This is a genomic window from Tepidiforma flava, from assembly GCF_027594505.1.
GTDB classification, from domain to species: Bacteria; Chloroflexota; Dehalococcoidia; order Tepidiformales; family Tepidiformaceae; genus Tepidiforma; species Tepidiforma flava.
Window position 1 is genome coordinate 2027269 of sequence record NZ_CP115149.1, and the last position, 19434, is coordinate 2046702.

Genomic DNA, 19434 nt, shown 5'->3' on the forward strand with positions numbered 1-19434 from the left:
GCGCAACGAACCCGTCCGCGCTACCCTCGAACCCGTGAACCGCACGCTCCGCGCCGCCGTCATCGGTCTCGGCTCCATGGGCGCCAACCACGCCCGCGTCCTCGCCGATACCCCCGGCGTCGAACTCGTCGCTGTCGCCGACCCCGATGCCGAGCGCGTCCGCAAGGCCGTCCAGGGCCGTCCGATCCCCGGCTTCGCCTCCCCGGCGGCCCTCCTCGCCGAGACGCGCCCCGATTTCGTCAGCGTCGTCGTCCCCACCGGCCTCCACGAGGAAGTCGCCCTCGCCTGCATCGAGGCCGGCGCGCACGTCCTCGTCGAAAAGCCGATCGCCGCCACGCTCGAGGCCGCCCGCCGAATCGCCGCCGCCGCCGACCGCGCCGGCCTCCTCCTCACCGTCGGCCACATCGAACGGTTCAACCCCGCCGTCCGCGAGCTGAAGCGCCGCCTCGCCGAGGGCCAGGGCGGCCGCGTCCTCCAGGTCCGCGCCCGCCGCGTCGGCCCCTTCCCCCACCGCATCCGCGACGTCGGCGTCATCCACGACCTCGGCCCTCACGATATCGACATCATGCGCTACCTCCTCGATGACGACGTCGAGCGCGTCTACGCCGAGTCCCGCTCCCACATCGCCACCGGCAACGAAGACCTCTTCGCCGGCATGCTCCGCTTCCGCGGCGGCGCCATGGGTCTCCTCGACATCAACTGGCTCACCCCCACCAAGGAGCGCACCCTTACCGTCCTCTGCGAACGCGGCATGTTCACCGTCGACTACGCCGCGCAGGTCCTCTGCTTCTACGAGAACTACGCGGCCGCCGCGAAAGAAGGCGTCTACGCCTCCGTCACCGAAGGGCCGATGACCCGCTACCCCATCCAGAACCGCGAACCCCTCCGCGTCGAACTCGAAGCCTTCCGCGATGCCATCCTCGCCGGCGGCCCGCCACCGGTTCCCGCCGCCGACGGCATCGCCGCCCTCGCCATCGCCGAAGCCCTCGTCCGCTCCGGCGAAACCGGCCTCCCCGTCAGCCTCGACGAGGTCGCCACCCTCCCATGAACGTCGCCGTCATCGGCATCGGCCGCATCGGCCTCCCCCTTGCCGTCACCATCGCCTCCCGCGGCCACCGGGTGACCGGCTGCGATATCGACGCCGACCGCGTCGCGCGCATCAACCGCGCCGAAAACCCCCTCCCCGATGAAGCCGGCCTCGGCGACCTCCTCGCCCGCACCATCGCCGACGGCTCCTTCCGCGCCACCACCGATACCGCAGCCGGCGTCCGCGATGCCGCGGTCATCCTCTTCGCGGTCCGCGTCGACGTCGACGCCGACGGCCGCGCCGACCTCAGCCACCTGCTCGCTGCCGTCGACACCGTCGCGCCCGCGCTCACCCCCGGCGCCCTCTGCATCTTCGATACCACGCTGCCCGTGGGAACCACCCGGCGCGTCCTCGCGCCCCGCCTCGAACGCGGCGGCCGCCGCCTCGGCGAGGACCTCCACGTCGCCTTCTCCCCCGAACGCCTCCTCATGGGCCGCGTCATCGAAGACCTGACGAAGTACCCGAAGGTCGTCGGCGGCGTCGACCCCGAGGGCGGCCGGCTCGCCGCCGACTTCTACCGCCAGACGTTCGGCGGCGAGGTTCTCCTCCTCTCCTCCGCCGAGGCCGCCGAGCTTTCCAAGCTCGCCGAAGGCGCCTACCGCGACCTCAACATCGCGCTCGCCAACGAACTCGCCATGGTCGCCGACGTCCACGGCCTCGACATCGCCGAGGTCATCCGCGCCGCCAACTCCCAGCCCTACTCCCACATCCACGTCCCCGGCACCGGCGTCGGCGGCCACTGCATCCCCGTCTACCCCCGCTTCCTCATGCAGGGCGAAGGCCCCTCCGCACTCTCCGCCCTCGGCCGCGCCGTCAACGATGCGATGCCGGGGTACGTCGTCCGCCGCCTCGCCGCCCTCCTCGGCGGGCTCGAAGGCCGCCGCGTTCTCGTCCTCGGCCTCACCTTCCGCCCGGATGTCGCCGTCACCTTCCACACCAACGCCGTCGACCTCCGCCGCGAACTCGAAGCGCTGGGCGCCCGCGTCGAAGGCCACGACCCGCTCCTGACTCCCGAGGGCATCGCCTCGCTCGGCTTCGCGCGCGCCGCCGAACCCCTCGCCGGCTACGACGCCGCGATCGTCCACAGCTACCACCGCGCCTACGCCGGCCTCGACTGGGCGCGCATCGCTCCCGTCGTCGTCGATGCCCGGAACGCCCTCGACCGCGCCGCCGTCGAGGCCGCCGGCGTGCGCTACCTCGGCGTCGGCCGCCCGCCGACCCCCGCCAGCTAGTCCGGCTCCGAACTCAGCCGCGCCTCCGCGGCGTCCAGCCCGGCCCTCAGGTCGGCCGGGAAGCCCTGCTCCCGCAGCAGCTTGCCCAGCGCGTTGAGGAAGTACAGCACGTTGCCCGGCGTCGAACTCTCGCCCATCAGGCCGACGCGCCACACCTTCCCCTTCAGCTCGCCGAGCCCGCCGCCGACCTCGATGCCGAACCGCCGCAGCAGCGCGCCCCGCACCGCCGCGTCCTCCACCCCGTCCGGGATGCGCACCGTCGTCAGCACCGGCAGCCGGTAGCCCGCCTTCGCGTGCAGCGTCAGCCCCAGCGCCTCCAGCCCCGCCTGCAGCGCCCGCCCGTTCCGTTCGTGCCGCGCCCAGCGCGCCTCCAGCCCCTCCTCCAGCACCAGCCGCAGCGCCTCGTGCAGCGCGTAGATCATCGAAATCGGCGCCGTGTGGTGGTACACCCGCCGCTCGTCCCAGTACGCCTCGAGCAGCTGGAGGTCGAGATACCACGTGTTGCACGGCGTCTCGCGCCGCCGCACCGCATCCCACGCCCGCGGCGAGAGCGTAATCGGCGCGGCGCCCGGCGGTGCACTCAGGCACTTCTGCGTGCCCGAGTAGACCGCATCCGCACCCCACGCATCCGCCCGCACCGGCACCCCGCCGAGCGACGTCACGCAGTCGACCAGCAGCAGCGCCCCGGCCTCCCGCGCGATGCGCGCGAACGGCTCTACCGGCGTCTCCGCCCCCGTCGACGTCTCCGCATGGACGATCGCCACCAGCTTCACATTGCCCGCCGCCCGGACCGCCGCCTCCACCACCGCCGCGTCCGCCGGCTCGCCCCATGGCGACTGCACCCGCGTGACCTCCCCGCCGGCCCGCTCCGCCATCTGCGCAATCCGCTCGCCGAAGTACCCGCAAATCCCCACGACCACCCGGTCGCCCGGCTCCACGAGGTTCATCACCGCCGCTTCCATCCCGCTCGTCCCGGTGCCCGGCGTTGCCAGCGTCACCTCGTTCTCGGTCTGCAGCACCTCCCGCAGCATCCCGCGGCACTCGTCCATCGCCCGGAGGAAGTCCGGGTCGAGGTGGCCGAGCAGCGGCTTCGTCATCGCCGCGAGCACGCGCGGGTGCGCCCCGCTCGGCCCGGGGCCCATCAGGATGCGGTTCGGAGGAGTAAACGTCGTCGGCATGCCGCCGATCCTACCCCCTGCGCACCGCAGCCGCCTCCCGGCTCGCAGCCCCTTTTTCGACGCGCGTGTACAATCGAGCCACTACCACACGTGAGGTATTCCATGGACTTCCGCGACACCCCGGAGGAGGCCGCGTTCCGCGCCGAAGTTCGCAAGTTCATCGAAGAGGAGGGCCACAAGGCCCGCCAGCGCGATGACGACGGCGAGCGCGCCTTCTACGGCGGCAGCAAAGAATGGACGAAGGCCCTCGCCGCCCGCGGCTGGGTCGCCCCCGCCTGGCCGAAGGAGTACGGCGGCGCCGGCCTCTCCGTCATGCAGCAGTTCATCTTCAACTGGGAGCTCGCCGAGGCCCGCCTCCCCCGCCCCGGCGGCATCGCCGTCGGCTTCGCCGGCCCCACCCTCATCGTCCACGGCACCGAAGAGCAGAAAAAGAAGTACCTCCCCGGCATCCTCTCCGGCGAGGACATCTGGTGCCAGGGCTACTCCGAACCCGGCGCCGGCTCCGACCTCGCCGCCCTCCAGACCCGCGCCGTCCGCGACGGCGATGACTACATCATCAACGGCCAGAAGATCTGGACCTCCGGCGGCCACCTCGCCAAGTACATGATCCTCCTCGCGCGCACCGACCCCGATGCGCCGAAGCACCGCGGCATCACCTACTTCATCGTCGATATGAAGAGCCCCGGCATCACCGTCCGGCCGCTCGTCAACGCCGCCTACACCCACGAGTTCAACGAAGTCTTCTTCGAAGACGTCCGCGTTCCCCGCGCCAACATCATCGGCGAGGAGAACCGCGGCTGGTATCTCGCCCAGACGACGCTCTCCTTCGAGCGCTCCAACATCGGCGGCTCCGTCGGCGCCCGCCAGGCCGTCGAAGACCTCATCAAGTTCGCCCGCGAAAACACCGCCAACGGCCAGAGCACCCTCGCCCACAACCCGGCCGTCCGCCACGAACTCGTCGAGCGCTACGTCGAGGCCGGCGTCGCCCAGATGATGAGCTTCAAGATCGTCTCCATCCAGGCGAAGGAAGGCGTCGCGCCCGGCCACGAAGCCGCCGTCGCCAAGCTCTACGGCACCGAGCTCAACCAGCGCATCTACCGCACCGGCATGAAAGTCCTCGGCCTCTACGGCCAGCTCGATGCGAAGACCGACGGCCCGAAGCCCCCGATGCGCGGCCGCATCAAGTACATGTACCTCCGCTCCATCGCCAACACCATCGAAGGCGGCACGAGCGAAATCCAGCGCAACATCATCGCCACCCGCGGCCTCGGCCTGCCCCGCGGCTGACGCCCGTCCCGCGGAACCAGCAGCGGCCGCCCCATCCCTGGGGCGGCCGCTTCGCGTCCCGGGCTTGCCTGAAGTGGACCTTTCAGGCGGCGCGCTCTTGCCTTGTACTGTAGCGATGGACTCTGACGGCGCGGTCGAACCCTCACCCCAATGCTGGAGGGCGGTTGACCGTTCCATCGCCGCCTTCGAACGGCTCCCTGCCCGCTTCCTCGAAGCGCCAGCCGCGAACGGCTGGCCGCGCAAAGTTCACATCGCCCACCTCGCGGACTGGAACCTCGCCTGCGCTGCATTGCTCGAAGGTCGGAACCCGGCCGAGGTGATGGGGATTCCGGCCCGCCGCTGGCGCACCGCCGCAGAAGCTGACATCAATGCGTGGCTCGCTGCCCTCGCCATCGACCTTTCGCCCGCGGAATGCATTCGGCGCTACCGCGAGAGTTGCGCACGGCTTCGCGCCGTCCTGCAGCGCGGCGTGCGGTCTCCCGCGATCCCGTTTCGCCCCGGCGACCCCGCACTGCTCTCGCCTGCCGGCCGCGAAGCACAGTTCAGCCAAAGCCACCTCCTCGACCACCTCGAGGAGCTGCTCCCCGACCCGCGCGATCGCCGACGCGAAATACCCCGCGCCGCCCGCCGAGGCCCGCCGGCGATCGCCTGACTCCCGGGCGCGACGTCAGGAGCCCGGGCCGGCGCTGCCTCCGCCGCCGCCCCGCTGCCGGTTGTTCGCCAGCATCATCGCCAGCAGCCAGCTGAAGACCGCCGCCAGCGCCAGCAGCAACGCCACCCCGAAGATCACCAGCATCCCCCGGTCCAGCCCGCCCGAACCGCTCCCGTCCCCGCCCGACTGCGCCGGCGCCCGCGTCGGGATCGCCGTCGGCCCCGCCTGCTGCGGCCGCTGCGCCGGGGCAGCGGTCGGCGCGGCAGTCGGCTGCGACCGCGGCGCCAGCCCGTGCTCCTGCCGGAACGCATCCTCGAACTGCGCCATCGTCAGCCCGTACACCCGCTCGATCGCCTGGTCGTACCGCGTCCCGGCCTTGATCGTCCGCATCAGCTCCGCGAACTTCCCCGGTCCCTCACGGTCGATGAGGAACTTCACCATGAAGTACGCCTGCCCGTAGAACACGCCCACCAGCTGCGGATTGCTCGTCGGCACCACCATCTGGTTGAACGGGATGAGCCGGTCGGCCCGGACAGCCACCCGGAACGCCCCCTCGTAGTCGCCCGGCGACGACTGGGCGAGCACCGCCGCGCCCTCATCCATCCACGCCGGCAGCTTCGCCAGCGCGCCCTGGCCCGCCACGTCGTTCAGGATGTGCCCCAGCTCGTGCCGCAGCGTGTCCGTCCGGTCCGGGGAGCCGCACGCGAGCGGAATCATCAGGAGGATGTCGTTCGTCACCTTCGTGCCGCAGGTCGTCACCGCCGCATCGAACCGCCCGCCCTGGCCCGGCCGGGCCGGGTTCATCTCCGCCTCATTCGCGAACAGGATGACCTTCACCGGCAGCGTCGTCAGCTCGATGCCGTACAGCTGCCGCCCGATCCGCTCGTACGTGTCCGCCCCGGCGTTCAGGTAGGCCCGCGCCAGCGTCTCCCGGTCGCCGTGGTAGTACACCACCATGAAGTCGTTCGCCACCGATTGCCACTGCCGGTCCGGCGGCAGGTAGAGGAACTGCTGCTCCTCGCTCCGCGCGACCTGCCCGTCCGCCGTCGTCACCTCCCAGTAGTAGGTGAACTCCGACCCGACCGGGATGTAGTTCTGCCCGGTATTGACGAGCAGCTCGACTTCCGCCGTCAGCGCGCGCGCCGGCGCGAGGTCTTTCGGCTTATCCAGCGCCCGCGTCCCGCGCCCTTTGATCGCGTAGTGCAGCGTCGCGTCGGTGATCTCCGTATCGGCCCGCGCCGTCACCCGGAAGGTCAGGGCGCGCGGATAGCCGTTCTCCACGCTGACCGACTCGATGACCGCCGCCGCCCGCGCCGGCGCGCCGCCCGGCCCGAGCAGCCCCAGCGCCACCAGCGTCATCGCGGCCGCCGCCGCCAGCCTCATGCCTCCTCCTGCCCGACCTGCGCCCGCAGATACGCCTCGATGAACGGGTCGATCTCCCCATCCAGCACGGCCGTCGTGTCCGACGTCTCGTACCCGGTGCGCAGGTCCTTCACCAGCTTATACGGGTGCAGCACATAATTGCGGACCTGGCTCCCGAACGAAACATCCACGTGCTCGCCCTTCAGCCGCGCCTTTTCCTCTTCTTGACGGTTCAGCTCGAGCTCCAGCAGCCGCGCCTCGAGCACCTTCATCGCGCTCTCTTTGTTCTGCGCCTGCGACCGCTCGTTCTGGCAGGTCACCACGATGCCGGTCGGGATGTGCGTGATGCGCACCGCCGTCGAGTTCTTCTGCACGTTCTGGCCGCCCGCCCCGCTCGAACGAAACACGTCGATCCGGAGGTCGTCCGGGTTGATTTCGATCTCCCCGACCTCGTCGACCTCCGGCATTACCTCCACCTTCGCGAAGCTCGTCTGCCGCGTGGCCGCCGAGTTGAACGGCGAAAGCCGCACCAGCCGGTGCACCCCGCGCTCGCTCTTCAGGTAGCCGTAGGCGTACGGCCCCCGCACTTCGATGGTCGCGCTCTTGATGCCCGCCTCTTCGCCCTCGGTCATGTCGAGGATTTCGGCCTCGAAGCCCTTCCGCTCCGCCCAGCGGAGGTACATCCGGAGCAGCATCTCCGCCCAGTCCTGCGAATCGGTCCCGCCGGCGCCGGCGTGCACCGCGAGGATGGCGTTCCGCATGTCGTACGGTCCGGAGAGCTGCAGCTGGAATTCGAGCCGCCCGAGCTCCTCCTCGATAGCATCGAGCTCCCGCGCCGCATCCGCAGCCGTCGCCTCGTCGCCTTCCGCCAGGGCGAGGTCGATGAGCTCCGCCGCATCGCGGGAGCGGCGCTCCAGCCCGCGCCACGTTTCGACGCGCTCCCGCCGCGCGGCGAGCTCCTGCATCACCCTCCGCGCTGCGGCCGCATCGTCCCAGAAGCCGGGTTCGAGGGTTTGTCGTTCGAGTTCTGCTACGCGAGCTTCATCCCTGGCGAGGTCAAAGACGCACCAGGAGGTCAGAGATCCGGTCCGAAAGCTCGCGCGCGCGCACCTGCAGTTCGTTCATACCCGCATCCTCGCACGCCCCGGCCCCACGATCGAGCCGCTCAGCGCGCGCCTTCGGCCCTCAGCGCCCGCGTCAGCATCCACGCGCGCTGCAGCGCCGTCAGGTTCGAAAGCGCGGCGAGGATGACCATCGCCGCCGTCAGCCAGCCCAGCAGCAGCCCGATCCCCAGCACCGCCACCCGCTCCTGCCGCCGGAACAGCCCTTCCCGCATCGGCACCCCTTCCACCTCCGCCCGCGCGCTGCAGGTAGCTCACCGCCACGCTCCCGAGCAGCGCAGCGTAGGCCGCCGCCACCTGCCAGTGCTCCCCCCGCGCCGCGAAGTGCCACGCGCACGCGGCCAGCACGATCGCCTCGCTCGCCCGGTCCAGCACCGCGTCGAACACCGCGCCGAACGGGCTCGCCTTCCCTGTCGCCCGCGCCACCGCGCCATCAACGAGGTCGAGCGCCGAGAACACGAGGTAGACGATGCCGGCCGCCAGCAGGCTCCCCCGCGCCACCAGCACCGCCGCCGCCGCGTTACCGGCCGCGCCGGCCATCGAGATCATGTTCGGCGTAATCCCCAGCCCGCCGACGCTCCGCCCGATGGCGTCCTGCACGCCCTTCGGCAGGCGGGTCGGCAGCAGCGTCACGCCCATCAGCGGCCCTGCCCCGCGAGCTGCGCCGCCCGCCGCGCCCGCGTCTCCGCCACCTGCTCTCGCTCGTACAGCAGCCGCTCGTAGTACGACATCACCCGGTGGGCCACGTTGTCCCAGCTGTAGTGCCGCGCCAGCTCCCGCCCCCGGGCGCTCAGCGCTTCCCGCAGCGCCGGGTTCCGCAGCAGGCGCAGGATGGCGTCCGCTATCGCGTCCGGGTCCTTCGGCCGGACGAGCAGCCCCTCCATCTCGTGGGTCATCACGCCGGCGAAACCTTCGATGTTGCTCGCCACCACCGCATCGCCGGCCGCCAGCGCCTCCAGCAGGACATACCCCTGGCTTTCATTCCCGGTGTTCGGCGCGCAGAAGACGGTGCAGCTCCGGTGGTAGCGCGGCAGGTCGGCGTACGGCACGTTCGGCCGGAACACCACGTCCGGGAACGGCGCCATCACCCGCTCGAACCGCGTGAAGTCCCCCGCGCCGACCACGATCAGCCGCGTCTCCGGCTCCGCCTGCCGGATGCGCAGGTACGCCCGCAGCAGGTAGGTCAGCCCCTTCCGCTTCTCCGGCCGGCCCACGAACAGGATGTTCTTCTTCCCGTCCATGAACTCCGGGAACGGTTCCGCCGGGCCCGCGAAATGCTCGTAGTCGATGCCGTTCGGGATGATGTTGAAATAGCCCGGGAAGTACCGGCTCACCAGCTTCACCGCCGCCGGCGACACCGCAATCTTCCCTTCGATCTTCCGGAACCACCGCCGCGTCAGCGGCGTCGTGTAGCCGTAGAACCGGTTGCCGCCCTCCTTCGCCGCGTGGAACGTCCCGACGTTCACCGCCTTCGAATACCGCAGGAAGTGGTACGGCAGGAGCGGCATCAGCGGCTCGTGCAGGTGCACCACGTCGAACCGGTGCTCCTGCAGCACGCGCTTCACCTCCGGCGACTTCCACGCGAAGGTGATGCGCGCCACCGACCCGCTCACCCGCATCGAAAACGGCCGCCCCATCACGTGCACCTCATCCCGCACGCGGCCGGGCTCCGAGGCCGGCGCGAAGATGACGACCTCGTGCCCCCACGCCCGGAACGAGGCCGCGAGATGCCGGATGTGCGTCTTCACGCCGCCCTCGACGCACCAGTCGTACGGGCTCACGAGCGCAATCTTCACCGGCGCCCCCCCAGCATCCGCACCACCTTCCGCGGCGTCGCCGAATATCCCCACGCCAGCCCCAGCGCCAGCTTCGCGGGCGGCACCGGCGCCGCCGGCGTCATCGCCGCCTTCGTCGTCCCCGCGGCGATCGCCCGCCGCAGCTCCTCTGCCGTCGTCCCCGGGAACTCCGTCCAGCCGCTGCCCACGTGCTCGAGATGGTGCGCGTCCGAGCTCCCCGTCGCCGGCAGCCCCCACCGCTCCGCGTTCAGCCGGGCCGCCTTCGGCCCGGTCCGCCGGCCCGCCGGGCTCGGGTTCGCCAGCTCGATCGCGTCGAACGCCACCCCCGCCTCGCCCCGCTGCCAGAGCGCATCCAGCGTCCGCTGCCCCACCGACCGCGTCAGCCAGCTGAGCGGGTGGGGAGCCACCGCCAGCCCGCCGGCATCGTGAATCATCGCGAGCGTCGATTCTACCCCCCGGAAGCTCGGCACGTCCCGCTCGATGAACAGCGCCAGCACGTGCCCCTGCAGCATCGTCACCTCCGCCCCGGGGATGACCTCGAACCGGTAGCCGCGCTTCGCCGCCAGCTCCCGCGCCGCCAGCCCGCCCCGCACGTCCTCGTGGTCCGTCACCGCGATGACGTCGAGGTCGGTGCAGTGCTCCACCCATGCCAGCAGCTGCTCCACCGAAGCGAAGCCGTCGCTCACGCGCGTGTGCAGGTGGAGGTCAGCCTTCCCCACAGCCGTGCACCTTCCAAAAATCTTCCAGCACCGCCCACTGGCCCGGGTCCCGCCGCAGGTGCCGCTCGAGCAGCCCCGCGAACCGCTCCACCGCGCGGCGGATGTCCGCCTCCGCGTCCTCCGTCGCCGCCACCCGGAACGGCTCCTCCACGTCGACCCGGAACTGGTCGCCCCGTTTCCGGCTCGAAAAGATCGGGATGACCAGCGCGTCCGTCCGCCGCGCCAGCTCCCACGGCCCGCGCGGCAGCCGGACGGCCCGCCCGAACAGCCGCGCGCACACCCCGGTGTGCTGGATGTCCCGGTCCCCCATCACGCCGACGACGCCCCCGCGCCGCAGCGCCTCGATGCACGCCCGCACCCCCGCGAAGTTCGCCTCGAGGAACGTCCCGCCCGCCGATGACCGCAGCTTCAGCATGTACTCCGCCCAGTCGCGCGGCTCCAGCCGCTCCACGAGGGCGACGAACGACCGCCCCCGGAACGTCAGCGCCTGGATCGCCATCTCCGCGTTCCCCGTGTGGGCGCTGACCAGCAGCACCGCCCCATTCGACCGCAGCAGGTCGAGCCGCTCGTCGTGGTAAATCTCCAGGTGCTCCGCCTCGAACCGCGACATCTCCCTCCGGGGCAGCGTCGCGAGGTCGAGGTAGTACTCCAGCACGTGCTGGAGCGCCCGCCGCCCCTCCCGCCGCGCCCGCTCCCGGTCGCCGTCGCACAGCGGCAGCAGATTCCGCGTCACCCGCCGGCGAAGCGCCGGGTTCAGCGCCCACGTCACCCGCGCGACGCCCGGCGCGATGGCATAGAACGGCCCCGGCCAGCGGCCTGCGAGGTGGTAGGCGGCCTTCATCGCGAGTGCCCGGCCGCTCATGGCGCCGCGCCCGCCCGCGCGCCGTTCCCCCGCCAAAGCTCCCGGAACATGTACCACTGCTCCGGCCGCTCCCGGATGAACTGCTCGTGCGCGGTCATCACCCGCTGCGTCAGCGTCCGCACGCACTCCGGCTTCGCCTCGTCGCACGGCACGATGGAGAAGTCGCCCACCACCTCCATCCGGCGGCCCAGCGGGTCCGAGCGCCGGAACGCCACCGGCACCAGCGCCGCCCCGGTTGCCAGCGCGAGCCGCGCCGGCCCGGCCGGCACCTCGACCGGCTCGCCGAAAAAGCTCACCTCCACCCCCTCCCCCGGCACCGGCCGGTCGATGAGCAGCGCCAGCAGCCCGTTCCGCCGCAGGGCCCGGACCATCGAGGGCCCGGCGCGCTCCAGGCGGATCACCTGCATGCCCAGCTGCTCCCGCGCCCCGAGCACCAGCTCGTCCAGCCGCGGGTCGCCGAACCCCTCCGCCACCACCGCCAGCGGATACCCCTTCGCCGCCGCGAACGCCGCCCCGGCATCCCAGTTGCCGTAGTGCATGCAGACGATGACCGCGCCGCGGCCCCGCTCCAGCAGCCGGTCCAGCGCGGCGAACGCCGCCTCGCCTTCAACCTGCGGCAGCCGGAACCGCCCCCCGTCGAGCCGCATGAAGTCGACCAGGTAGCGGAAATACCCCGCCAGCGAGGCCCGACCGACCCGGTCGACCAGCCCCCGCTCCGCCGTCCCCAGCACCCGAGCGAAGTTCGCCCGCATCGCCCGGCGGCCGCGGGGCCAGCACCAGTAGGCCGCGTGCCCGAGCCCCCCGGCGATCCGGTAGGCCGCCGGCGCCGGCGTCCGGCCGATCGTCGCCCGGGCCGCCCGCCACGCCCAGTACTGCACCGCGCCGAAGCTCGGCAGGCTCGCCGCCCTCGGCAGGCTCCGCGCGCGCTCAGCCCCGTTCGAATCCCCCATCGCTGTCAAGTGTACCCGGCCGTCATCTACCCGCCCGTTTACAATCCTTTCCATGTCTATGGAGCTCAAAGTCACGCGCTACACGGCCGGCGACGGCGTCGCCGTCATCACGCTCCACCGCCCCGAGCGGCTTAACGCCTGGACTGGCCGCATGCACACCGAATACCGCTGGTGCCTCCAGCAGGCCGAAGCCGACCCGGCCGTCCGCGTCATCGTCGTCACCGGTGCCGGGCGCGGATTTTGCGCCGGCGCCGATGCCCGCGCCCTCGAAGGCCACATCGAAAAAGGCGGCTACGACCCCGGCACTCCCGCCGAGCTCCCCACCCCCGGCTTCGGCGTCCGGCCCGAGTTCGACCACGACTTCGCCTACCACTTCGGCCTCGCGAAGCCGACCATCGCCGCCATCAACGGCCCGGCTGCCGGCGTCGGCCTGGTCCTCGCCTGCTTCTGCGACATTCGCTTCGCCGCCGCCGGCGCGAAGCTCACCACGGCCCACGGCCGGCTCGGCCTGCCCGCCGAGTATGGCCTTTCCTGGCTCCTCCCGCGTCTCATCGGCCTCTCCGCGGCGATGGAGCTCCTGCTCTCCAGCCGCGTCTTCCTCGCCGAGGAGGCGGAACAGCTCGGCCTCGTCCACCGTGTCCTCCCCGCCGGAGAGCTGATGCCCGCCGTGCTCGACTACGCCCGCCGGCTCGCCCGCACCGTCGCCCCTTCATCCCTGCGCGTGACGCGCCGCCAGGTCTACGCCGACCTCCACCGCGACGTCGGAAGTTCCGTCGAGGATGCCGGCCGCCTGCTCGACGAGCTCACCCGCGGCCCCGACTTCCGCGAAGGCGTGGCCGCCCTCCTCGAAAAGCGCGAGCCCGACTTCCTCGCCGTCACCCCGCCGCGCACTGCGCCGCCAGCGAACTGATCGCCGTTATCCGGCGCCCCTGCTGGATTTCGTCGAGGAACCCGTCCGTGCAGTAGCCGAGGGAGATGCCCGTCGCCGGGTCGCACCAGCCGATCTGCCCGCCGGCGCCGCCGTGCCCGAACGCCCGCGGCGAGCAGGTCCGCCCGAAGCCCCGCAGGTGCATGTTCCCGTCGTCGCCCGCCACCACCACGGTTAGCGCGCGGTTCACCGGGTAATCGAGAATCGGCACGCGGTGGTAGTCCTTCGTCCGCACCTCCGTCGCCCACGCGATCGTCTCCGGCTGCAGGATGCGCTTGCCGCTCGGCCCTTCGCCGCCGTTGACCAGCGCCTGGTAGAAGAGCGCGAGCTGCGCCGCCCCGCCGATCCCCCCGCCGCCCGGCACCCCGACCGCCCGCACCTCCGGCCGGTTGAACTGCAAAATCGCCTCCGGCGTCACTTCGCCCCAGCCGCCCGGCGGCGGCACCGGCGGGATGAGATGCCGCACGTCTGCCACCCGCCCGTTCAGCTCCGCCGGCAGCCCGAGGTACAGCCCTTCCACTCCCGCCGGCGCGAGAATCCGCTCCCGCACATACGCCCGGAAGTCCTTCCCCGTCCGCCGCTCGATGATTTCCGCCAGCACCCAGTGCGCGCTGGTCGCGTGGTATTCGAACCGCGTCCCCGGCGCCCAGTTCAGCCGCCAGCTCGCGAACCGCTGCAGCCGCCGCTCGCTGTCATCCCAGTCCAGCGGCGAAAACGGCGCGTACGGGAACCCGGCGATGTGCAGCATCACCTGCTCGACCGTGATGCCGTCCTTCCCGTTCGTCCCGAACTCCGGGATGATCTCCGCGACCCGTTCGTCGATGCGCAGCAGCCCCTCCTCGCACAGCGCCCACGTGGCCGCCCCGACGATCGCCTTCGTGCAGCTGAAGATCGTGTAAAGCGTGTCGTTCGTCGCCGGCACCTCCTCCGCCCGGCCCTCGTGGCGCACCGTCCCGAACGTCCGGACGCCCGCCAGCCGCCCGTGCCGCGCCACCGCTACCTGCGCGCTCTTCAGCGTGCCGTCGTCCACATCCCGCTTCGCCCGCGCGAAGACCGCCTCCAGCTTCTCGCTGTCGATGCCGATGTCTTCCGGCTTCGCCGCCATGTACCGTTCGAATCCCATCGCCCGAACCTCATTCGTGGTGGCCCGGAAGCTTACGCCCCTCCGGCCCCGCCCGCGAGCCGCCCGAATCCCCGCGCGGGCTACAATGCCTCCTGCAGGCCCCCGTAGCTCAGTGGACAGAGCAGGCGCCTTCTAAGCGCTTGGCCGCAGGTTCGAATCCTGCCGGGGGCGCCAGCCCTGCCGTAGACTGCTCCCCACCTCCCGCCCGGGTTCCGCTCATGCGCATCTCGCCCTCCGTCCGCGCCGCCCTCGTCCCCGACGACAATCCGATGCATCCCGAATTCACCTGCATCTACCTCGTCGGCGCAGAGGGCCGCCAGTCGCTCACCATCGACTCCGGCGAAGCTATCGACCGCTACCGCTGGTTCCTGAAAGGCTACCTCGCCGCCGTCGAGCGCGAAGAAGTCGCTATCGCCGCCATCACCCACCACCACAGCGACCACTCCGGCAACCTCAAATGGGCCAAAGAGGCCCTCGGCGCAGAGGTCGCCATCCCCGCCAACGGCAGGCCCCTCCTCAAGGGCCGCATCCCCGCGAAGGTCACGCCCCTCCGCGACGGCGACGTCATCGACCTCGACGGCGGCGTGCGCGTCCGCGTCCTCGCGACCCCCGGCCATTCGGTCGATTCGCTCTGCTACTACATCGAAGAAGAAGGCGTGCTCTTCACCGGCGATACCCTCCTCGGCTCGTCGACGACCACCGTCTGGGACCTCGCCAGCTACCGCCGCACCCTCCAGCGCCTGCTCGAACTCCCGAACCTCCGCGTCATCTGCCCCGGCCACGGCCGCATCGTCCGCGACCCGCGCGAGCGCCTGCAGATGTACATCGACCACCGGAACATGCGCGAACGCCAGATCCTGCAGGTGCTCGAAGGCGGCGGCGCCCTCTCCAGCTGGGACATCATGCTCCAGCTCTACCCCGATATCGACCCCCGCCTCCGCCGCGCCGCCGACAACAACGTCCGCGCCCATCTCAAGCAGCTCGCCGAGGAAGGCCGCATCCGCGAGTACCCCGGCATCCCCCGCCGGCCGCCCTCCCCCCGCGCCATCGCCCGCGCCGAAGAGCACGCCCGCCAGCGCGACCTCCTCATCCAGAAGGCGCGCAAGCTCGAGACGCAGAAGCGCCGCGAAGAGCTCCGCCGGCAGGAGAACCCGCCCGCCGCCGAGTGGAAGGAGCCGCCCCGCTACGAACTGATCGGCACCGCCGCCGATGCCGCCCGCTAGTTCCCTGCGGCGGTAGCCGCCGGCGAGGCCGTCGCCGCCGGGCTCGCGCCCCCGGCTGGCGGGGTCGGCGTCCGCGTCGGCGTGGGCGTGGGCGTCGGCGTCCTCGTTGGCGTCGGCGTCGGCGTCGGTGTCGGCGTCAACAGCCGGATTTCCGGCGCAGGCGGGTTCAGCGGGTCGAGCACCAGCACCGGCGTCGTCACCAGCACGAGCTGAATGCGCTTCCCCGTCCGCTGGGCCACGAACGCCTGGATCGTCTCCGCATCCCGGATGGTCGCCTCCCGGTCCACCTGCGCTTCGACCCGGACCTTCGTGCTGCCGTCCTCCCCGGAAGACCGGGTCACCCGCTCCACCGCGCCGTTCGGGAACAGGTTGGTGACCGCCTCCCGGGCAGCTGCCGCGATCTGGTCCTCCTCCCGCGCCTCCTGCACGGCCCGCATCGTCAGACCGGCCAGCGCGACCGCGAGCACGACGACCGGCACCGCACCCAGCACCAGCCGCGGCCCCGGGTGCGTCGGCGAATGATGCCGCATCCCGCTCAGCAGGAACACCACCGCCGCCGCGCTCATGATCGCGCTCAGGTTCGTCACGAACAGCAGCAGCGCCCCGCCCCAGACGCCGCGGTCCCCCAGCGAAAGCCCGATCCCGACCGTGCAGAGCGGCGGCATCAGCGCCGTCGCGATCGCCACCCCGGGCAGCGCATCGGCCGCCCGCTGCCGCACCAGCCCGTAGGCGCCGATCGCACCGCCGGCGAGCGCGATGCCCAGGTCCAGCGGGTTCGGCCGCGTCCGCGCCTGCACCTCACCGGGGATCGTCTCGAGGACCGCGAACGGCGAGGCCCGCAGCAGCTCCGCCAGCACGAATGCGAGCGCGACCGACGTCACCACCCCCTCCGCCAGCGCCCACATCGGCGCCAGCGGCTCCCGGCGCGCTCCGCCCAGCAGCGCCAGCGCCAGCGCCATGATCGGCCCCAGCAGCGGCGCGACCAGCATCGCCCCGATGACGACCGGCGTTGAATCGCCGATGAGCCCGAGCGTCGCGATGGCGCACGAAAACCAGACCAGCAGCCGGAAGCGGAGATCCGGCCGCGCCGCCCGGAAAATCGCCGCGCGCAGGCGGCCCCTCGGAAGGATCGGATGTCCCGGCACCCCCGCAAGTGTCGCCGATTTCCCCGCTCCGGTCGCTCCTGCCTGCCCTGCTCGCCGGCCCCCGCCCTGCCGATACCTCCCGGTGGACCCCAAATCCCCTGCCCGCGCGGAGACCGCCATGCTCAAGGGCGAACGCACCATCCTCCGGCCGATGCGCCGCGAGTACCTCGAGCGCCTCCTCGAATACCACAACGACGTCGAACTCCAGCTCCTCGGCGGCGAAGATGTCCCCGTTCCCCTCACCCCCGAGCATCTCGCCGAGCGCTTCGAGACCCTCTACGCCGGCCAATCGCCCCGCCCCTCGTGGTTCGCCATCGAAGTCCAGGGCGGCAAGATCATCGGCCACTGCATGCTCCGCAACATCGACGAAGCCGCCCGCACCGCCGAACTCCGCATCACCATCGGCGACCGCGACTACATCAACCGGAAATACGGCCGCGACGTCGTCCGCCTCCTCGTCAAATACGCCTTCCGCCTCCGCAACCTGCGCAAGGTCTGGCTCGCTGTGCCCGCCTCGAACGAACGCGCCCGGCGCTGCTTCGAGGCTGCCGGGTTCGTCATCGAAGGCCGCCAGCGCGCGCACACCTGGGTCGATGGACGCTACGATGACCGCATCCTGATGGCCGCCTTCCGCGAGCCGCCCGCGGAGCCCGCGCCGCCCCCCGCAGAGGAGCCTGACGCCCATGCCCCGGATGACGCCTGAGACGCTCGCCGAATTCCTCCAGCTGCCCACCGTCGGCGTCATCGCCACCCTCCGCCGCGACGGCGCCCCTTACACGGTCCCCGTCTGGTGGCTCCACCGCGACGACGGCATCTGGATCACCGGCACCTACAACCGCGTCTGGTGCAAGCACCTCCTCCGCGACCCCCGCGCCTCCCTCTGCATCGAATCCGGCCCGCCGCTCACCGGCCACGTCGAGTTCGACGGCACCGTCACCCCCTTCGAACTCCCCGGATTCGATATCTGGCCCATCTCCCGTCTCCTCGCCGAGAAGTACGTCGGCCGCGGCGACCCGGCCAACGCCGCCGCCGTCGATGCCTTCTTCGCCAACATGCAGACCGAGCCCCGCCTGCTTTTCCGCCTCGAACCCCGCGTGACCCGCGCCATCGACATGCGCGTCTACCGCGGCAAGCGCGCCGACCGCGAATTCCAGCAGCGCCGCGCTGCCGACCTTTCGACATAACACCGGCGCGTGCCATTCACTTCCCTGCCCCGCTCCGGTACGATCGGGAGCACCCTGGAAATCGCCGCAGCGCCGGCACCGGAGAAGCATGGCCAACGACGTCGCCCGCCGCCTTGCCATCAGCGTCCAGCCCGTCCCGAAGCAGGACCCCGAAGAGCGCAAGCGCAACTTCGAAGAAACCTACCTCGGGTTCGATCTCAACGCGGCCCGCATCGAAGCTTCCCGCTGCATCCAGTGCCCCTCGGCGCCCTGCCAGGAAGCCTGCCCCGTCCACAACGACATCCCCGGCGCTCTCGCGCTCCTCGAAGCCGGCGACATCCTCGGCGCCGCCGACAAATTCCGCGAAACCTCGAACCTCCCCGAGATGTGCGGCCGCCTCTGCCCGCAGGAGAAGCTCTGCGAAGGCGCCTGCGTCGTCGGCTTCGCCATCCGCCCCGGCGGCAAATCCGAGCCCCCCGTCACCATCGGCAAGCTCGAAGCCTTCTGCACCGACTACCAGCGCCAGCAGCTCGGCGGCTACCCCATGCCCCGGTACATGCCCGAGCCCACCGGCTTCAAAGTCGCCGTCATCGGCTCCGGGCCCGCCGGCCTCGCCGTCGCCGAACAGCTCGCCGATAAGGGCCACAGCGTCACCGTCTACGAATACTGGCCCGAGCCCGGCGGCGTCCTCGTCTACGGCATCCCCAACTTCAAGATGCGGAAGAACATCGTCGACGAATACATCGCCCACCTCGAGGCCATGGGCGTCCAGTTCATCTGCAACACCTACGTCGGCCGCGACATCACCATCGATGAACTCTTCCGGCAGGGCTTCCACGCCGTCTTCATCGGCACCGGCGCCGGCGTCGGCAACGAAATGGGCATCGAAGGCGAAGACCTCGAGGGCGTCTACACCGCCACCGAATTCCTCGTCCGCGGCAACCTCGCCCCTGAATTCCTCCCCGAGCGCTACCGCGACCCCCTCCCGAAGATGAACGACGTCGTCGTCATCGGGGGCGGCGATACCTCCATGGACTGCGTCCGCACCGCCGTCCGCCTCGGCGCTCAGAACGTCACCTGCGTCTACCGCCGCACCGAAGCCGAAATGCTCGGCCGCGCCGAAGAGCGCAAGAACGCGCGCGAAGAAGGCGTCCGCTTCGAAATGCTCACCCTGCCGACCCGCATCCTCGGCGACGAGCAGGGCCGCGTCCGCGCCGTCGAATGCCAGCGCATGGAGCTCGGCGAGCCCGACGAATCCGGCCGCCGCCGCCCCATCCCCGTCAAAGGCAGCGAATTCATCATCCCCGCCGATGCCGTCGTCATCGCCATCGGCTACGGCGCCGACCCCGTCGTCCCCCAGACCACCAGCGGCATCCGCACCGACCGGAAAGCCCTCATTCAGGTCGATGAAAAAGGCCGCACCACCCGGCCCGGCGTGTTCGCCGGCGGCGATAACGTCAACGGCGCCGATCTCGTCGTCACCGCCCTCGCCGACGGCCGCCGCGCCGCCGAAGCCATCCACGAGTACCTGATGACGCTCCCCGCGCCGCGCCGCTGAGCCGGCCACGAATTACACACCGTTTACAAACGGACCCTGCGCAACGGT

At 71.3% G+C, this 19434-nt stretch carries 19 protein-coding genes and 1 tRNA gene; 10 read left to right on the forward strand and 10 right to left on the reverse strand.

The window, feature by feature from the left end:
• Positions 1–34 precede the first annotated feature (34 nt).
• Positions 35–1048, forward strand: coding sequence for a Gfo/Idh/MocA family protein (locus tag O0235_RS11305; protein WP_270055890.1), 1014 nt, complete (start codon positions 35–37; stop codon positions 1046–1048).
• Positions 1045–2319, forward strand: coding sequence for a nucleotide sugar dehydrogenase (locus O0235_RS11310; protein WP_270055891.1), 1275 nt, complete (start codon positions 1045–1047; stop codon positions 2317–2319). Before O0235_RS11305 ends, O0235_RS11310 begins: the two co-directional genes overlap by 4 nt.
• On the opposite strand, the gene O0235_RS11315 is transcribed toward O0235_RS11310, so the two are convergent.
• Positions 2316–3497 carry a pyridoxal-phosphate-dependent aminotransferase family protein gene (locus O0235_RS11315; protein WP_270055892.1) on the reverse strand — a complete coding sequence of 394 codons (1182 nt, stop codon included), beginning with the start codon at positions 3495–3497 and terminating at the stop codon, positions 2316–2318. The genes O0235_RS11310 and O0235_RS11315 overlap by 4 nt on opposite strands.
• A 90-nt stretch (positions 3498–3587) precedes the next feature.
• Here O0235_RS11315 and O0235_RS11320 point away from each other — a divergent pair, with 90 nt between their 5' ends.
• Together O0235_RS11320 and O0235_RS11325 are read left to right on the forward strand one after the other, a co-directional pair.
• Positions 3588–4784 (forward strand): acyl-CoA dehydrogenase family protein, encoded by a 1197-nt coding sequence (locus O0235_RS11320; RefSeq protein ID WP_270055893.1) that lies wholly within the window; start codon positions 3588–3590, stop codon positions 4782–4784.
• A 115-nt stretch (positions 4785–4899) separates the two neighbouring features.
• Entirely contained in the window at positions 4900–5436 is a 537-nt protein-coding gene (locus O0235_RS11325; RefSeq protein WP_270055894.1) for a DinB family protein, read from the forward strand.
• Positions 5437–5451: 15 nt separating this feature from the next.
• On the opposite strand, the gene O0235_RS11330 is transcribed toward O0235_RS11325, so the two are convergent.
• The 7 genes from O0235_RS11330 to O0235_RS11360 form a co-directional block, all read right to left on the reverse strand.
• Complete coding sequence (locus O0235_RS11330) at positions 5452–6819, reverse strand: peptidase MA family metallohydrolase (protein ID WP_270055895.1); 1368 nt, start codon at positions 6817–6819, stop codon at positions 5452–5454.
• A protein-coding gene (gene prfB, locus O0235_RS11335) for a peptide chain release factor 2 (RefSeq protein ID WP_270055896.1) occupies positions 6816–7923 on the reverse strand; the annotation gives its coding sequence in 2 pieces (ribosomal slippage) (positions 6816–7856 and positions 7858–7923; 1107 coding nt in all). Before prfB ends, O0235_RS11330 begins: the two co-directional genes overlap by 4 nt.
• Entirely contained in the window at positions 7920–8558 is a 639-nt protein-coding gene (locus tag O0235_RS11340; protein WP_270055897.1) for a CDP-alcohol phosphatidyltransferase family protein, read from the reverse strand. Before O0235_RS11340 ends, prfB begins: the two co-directional genes overlap by 4 nt.
• Positions 8558–9715: a glycosyltransferase family 4 protein gene (locus O0235_RS11345; RefSeq protein WP_270055898.1), complete on the reverse strand. Its 1158-nt coding sequence runs from the start codon at positions 9713–9715 to the stop codon at positions 8558–8560. The genes O0235_RS11340 and O0235_RS11345 overlap by 1 nt, the downstream gene beginning before the upstream one ends.
• Positions 9712–10434 carry a PHP domain-containing protein gene (locus O0235_RS11350; protein ID WP_270055899.1) on the reverse strand — a complete coding sequence of 241 codons (723 nt, stop codon included), beginning with the start codon at positions 10432–10434 and terminating at the stop codon, positions 9712–9714. The genes O0235_RS11345 and O0235_RS11350 overlap by 4 nt, the downstream gene beginning before the upstream one ends.
• Positions 10421–11296, reverse strand: a complete 876-nt coding sequence (locus tag O0235_RS11355; protein WP_270055900.1) for a lysophospholipid acyltransferase family protein — start codon at positions 11294–11296, stop codon at positions 10421–10423. Before O0235_RS11355 ends, O0235_RS11350 begins: the two co-directional genes overlap by 14 nt.
• Entirely contained in the window at positions 11293–12246 is a 954-nt protein-coding gene (locus O0235_RS11360) for a lysophospholipid acyltransferase family protein (RefSeq protein WP_270055901.1), read from the reverse strand. Before O0235_RS11360 ends, O0235_RS11355 begins: the two co-directional genes overlap by 4 nt.
• A gap of 52 nt (positions 12247–12298) precedes the next feature.
• Here O0235_RS11360 and O0235_RS11365 point away from each other — a divergent pair, with 52 nt between their 5' ends.
• Positions 12299–13156 (forward strand): enoyl-CoA hydratase-related protein, encoded by an 858-nt coding sequence (locus O0235_RS11365; protein ID WP_270055902.1) that lies wholly within the window; start codon positions 12299–12301, stop codon positions 13154–13156.
• On the opposite strand, the gene O0235_RS11370 is transcribed toward O0235_RS11365, so the two are convergent.
• A complete protein-coding gene (locus O0235_RS11370) occupies positions 13122–14297 on the reverse strand; it encodes a serine hydrolase domain-containing protein (RefSeq protein ID WP_270055903.1) in 1176 nt (391 codons plus the stop codon). The two genes, O0235_RS11365 and O0235_RS11370, sit on opposite strands and share 35 nt — an antisense overlap.
• Positions 14298–14395: 98 nt before the next feature.
• On the opposite strand from O0235_RS11370, the gene O0235_RS11375 reads away from it, so the two are divergent.
• Together O0235_RS11375 and O0235_RS11380 are read left to right on the forward strand one after the other, a co-directional pair.
• Positions 14396–14471 (forward strand) — tRNA-Arg (locus O0235_RS11375).
• 44 nt (positions 14472–14515) lie between these two features.
• A complete protein-coding gene (locus tag O0235_RS11380; protein ID WP_270055904.1) occupies positions 14516–15520 on the forward strand; it encodes an MBL fold metallo-hydrolase in 1005 nt (334 codons plus the stop codon).
• Here the strand turns inward: O0235_RS11380 and O0235_RS11385 are convergent.
• Positions 15517–16665, reverse strand: coding sequence for a DUF389 domain-containing protein (locus O0235_RS11385; protein WP_270055905.1), 1149 nt, complete (start codon positions 16663–16665; stop codon positions 15517–15519). The two genes, O0235_RS11380 and O0235_RS11385, sit on opposite strands and share 4 nt — an antisense overlap.
• Before the next feature lie 118 nt (positions 16666–16783).
• On the opposite strand from O0235_RS11385, the gene O0235_RS11390 reads away from it, so the two are divergent.
• From O0235_RS11390 to gltA, 3 genes are all read left to right on the forward strand, one after another.
• Entirely contained in the window at positions 16784–17368 is a 585-nt protein-coding gene (locus O0235_RS11390) for a GNAT family N-acetyltransferase (RefSeq protein WP_270055906.1), read from the forward strand.
• On the forward strand, positions 17358–17849 hold the full coding sequence (locus O0235_RS11395; RefSeq protein WP_270055907.1) for a pyridoxamine 5'-phosphate oxidase family protein: 492 nt from the start codon (positions 17358–17360) through the stop codon (positions 17847–17849). Before O0235_RS11390 ends, O0235_RS11395 begins: the two co-directional genes overlap by 11 nt.
• An 88-nt stretch (positions 17850–17937) precedes the next feature.
• The gene (gene gltA / locus O0235_RS11400; RefSeq protein WP_270055908.1) at positions 17938–19386 is read left to right on the forward strand and encodes an NADPH-dependent glutamate synthase; all 1449 of its coding nucleotides are present in this window, start codon (positions 17938–17940) and stop codon (positions 19384–19386) included.
• Positions 19387–19434: the final 48 nt, after the last annotated feature.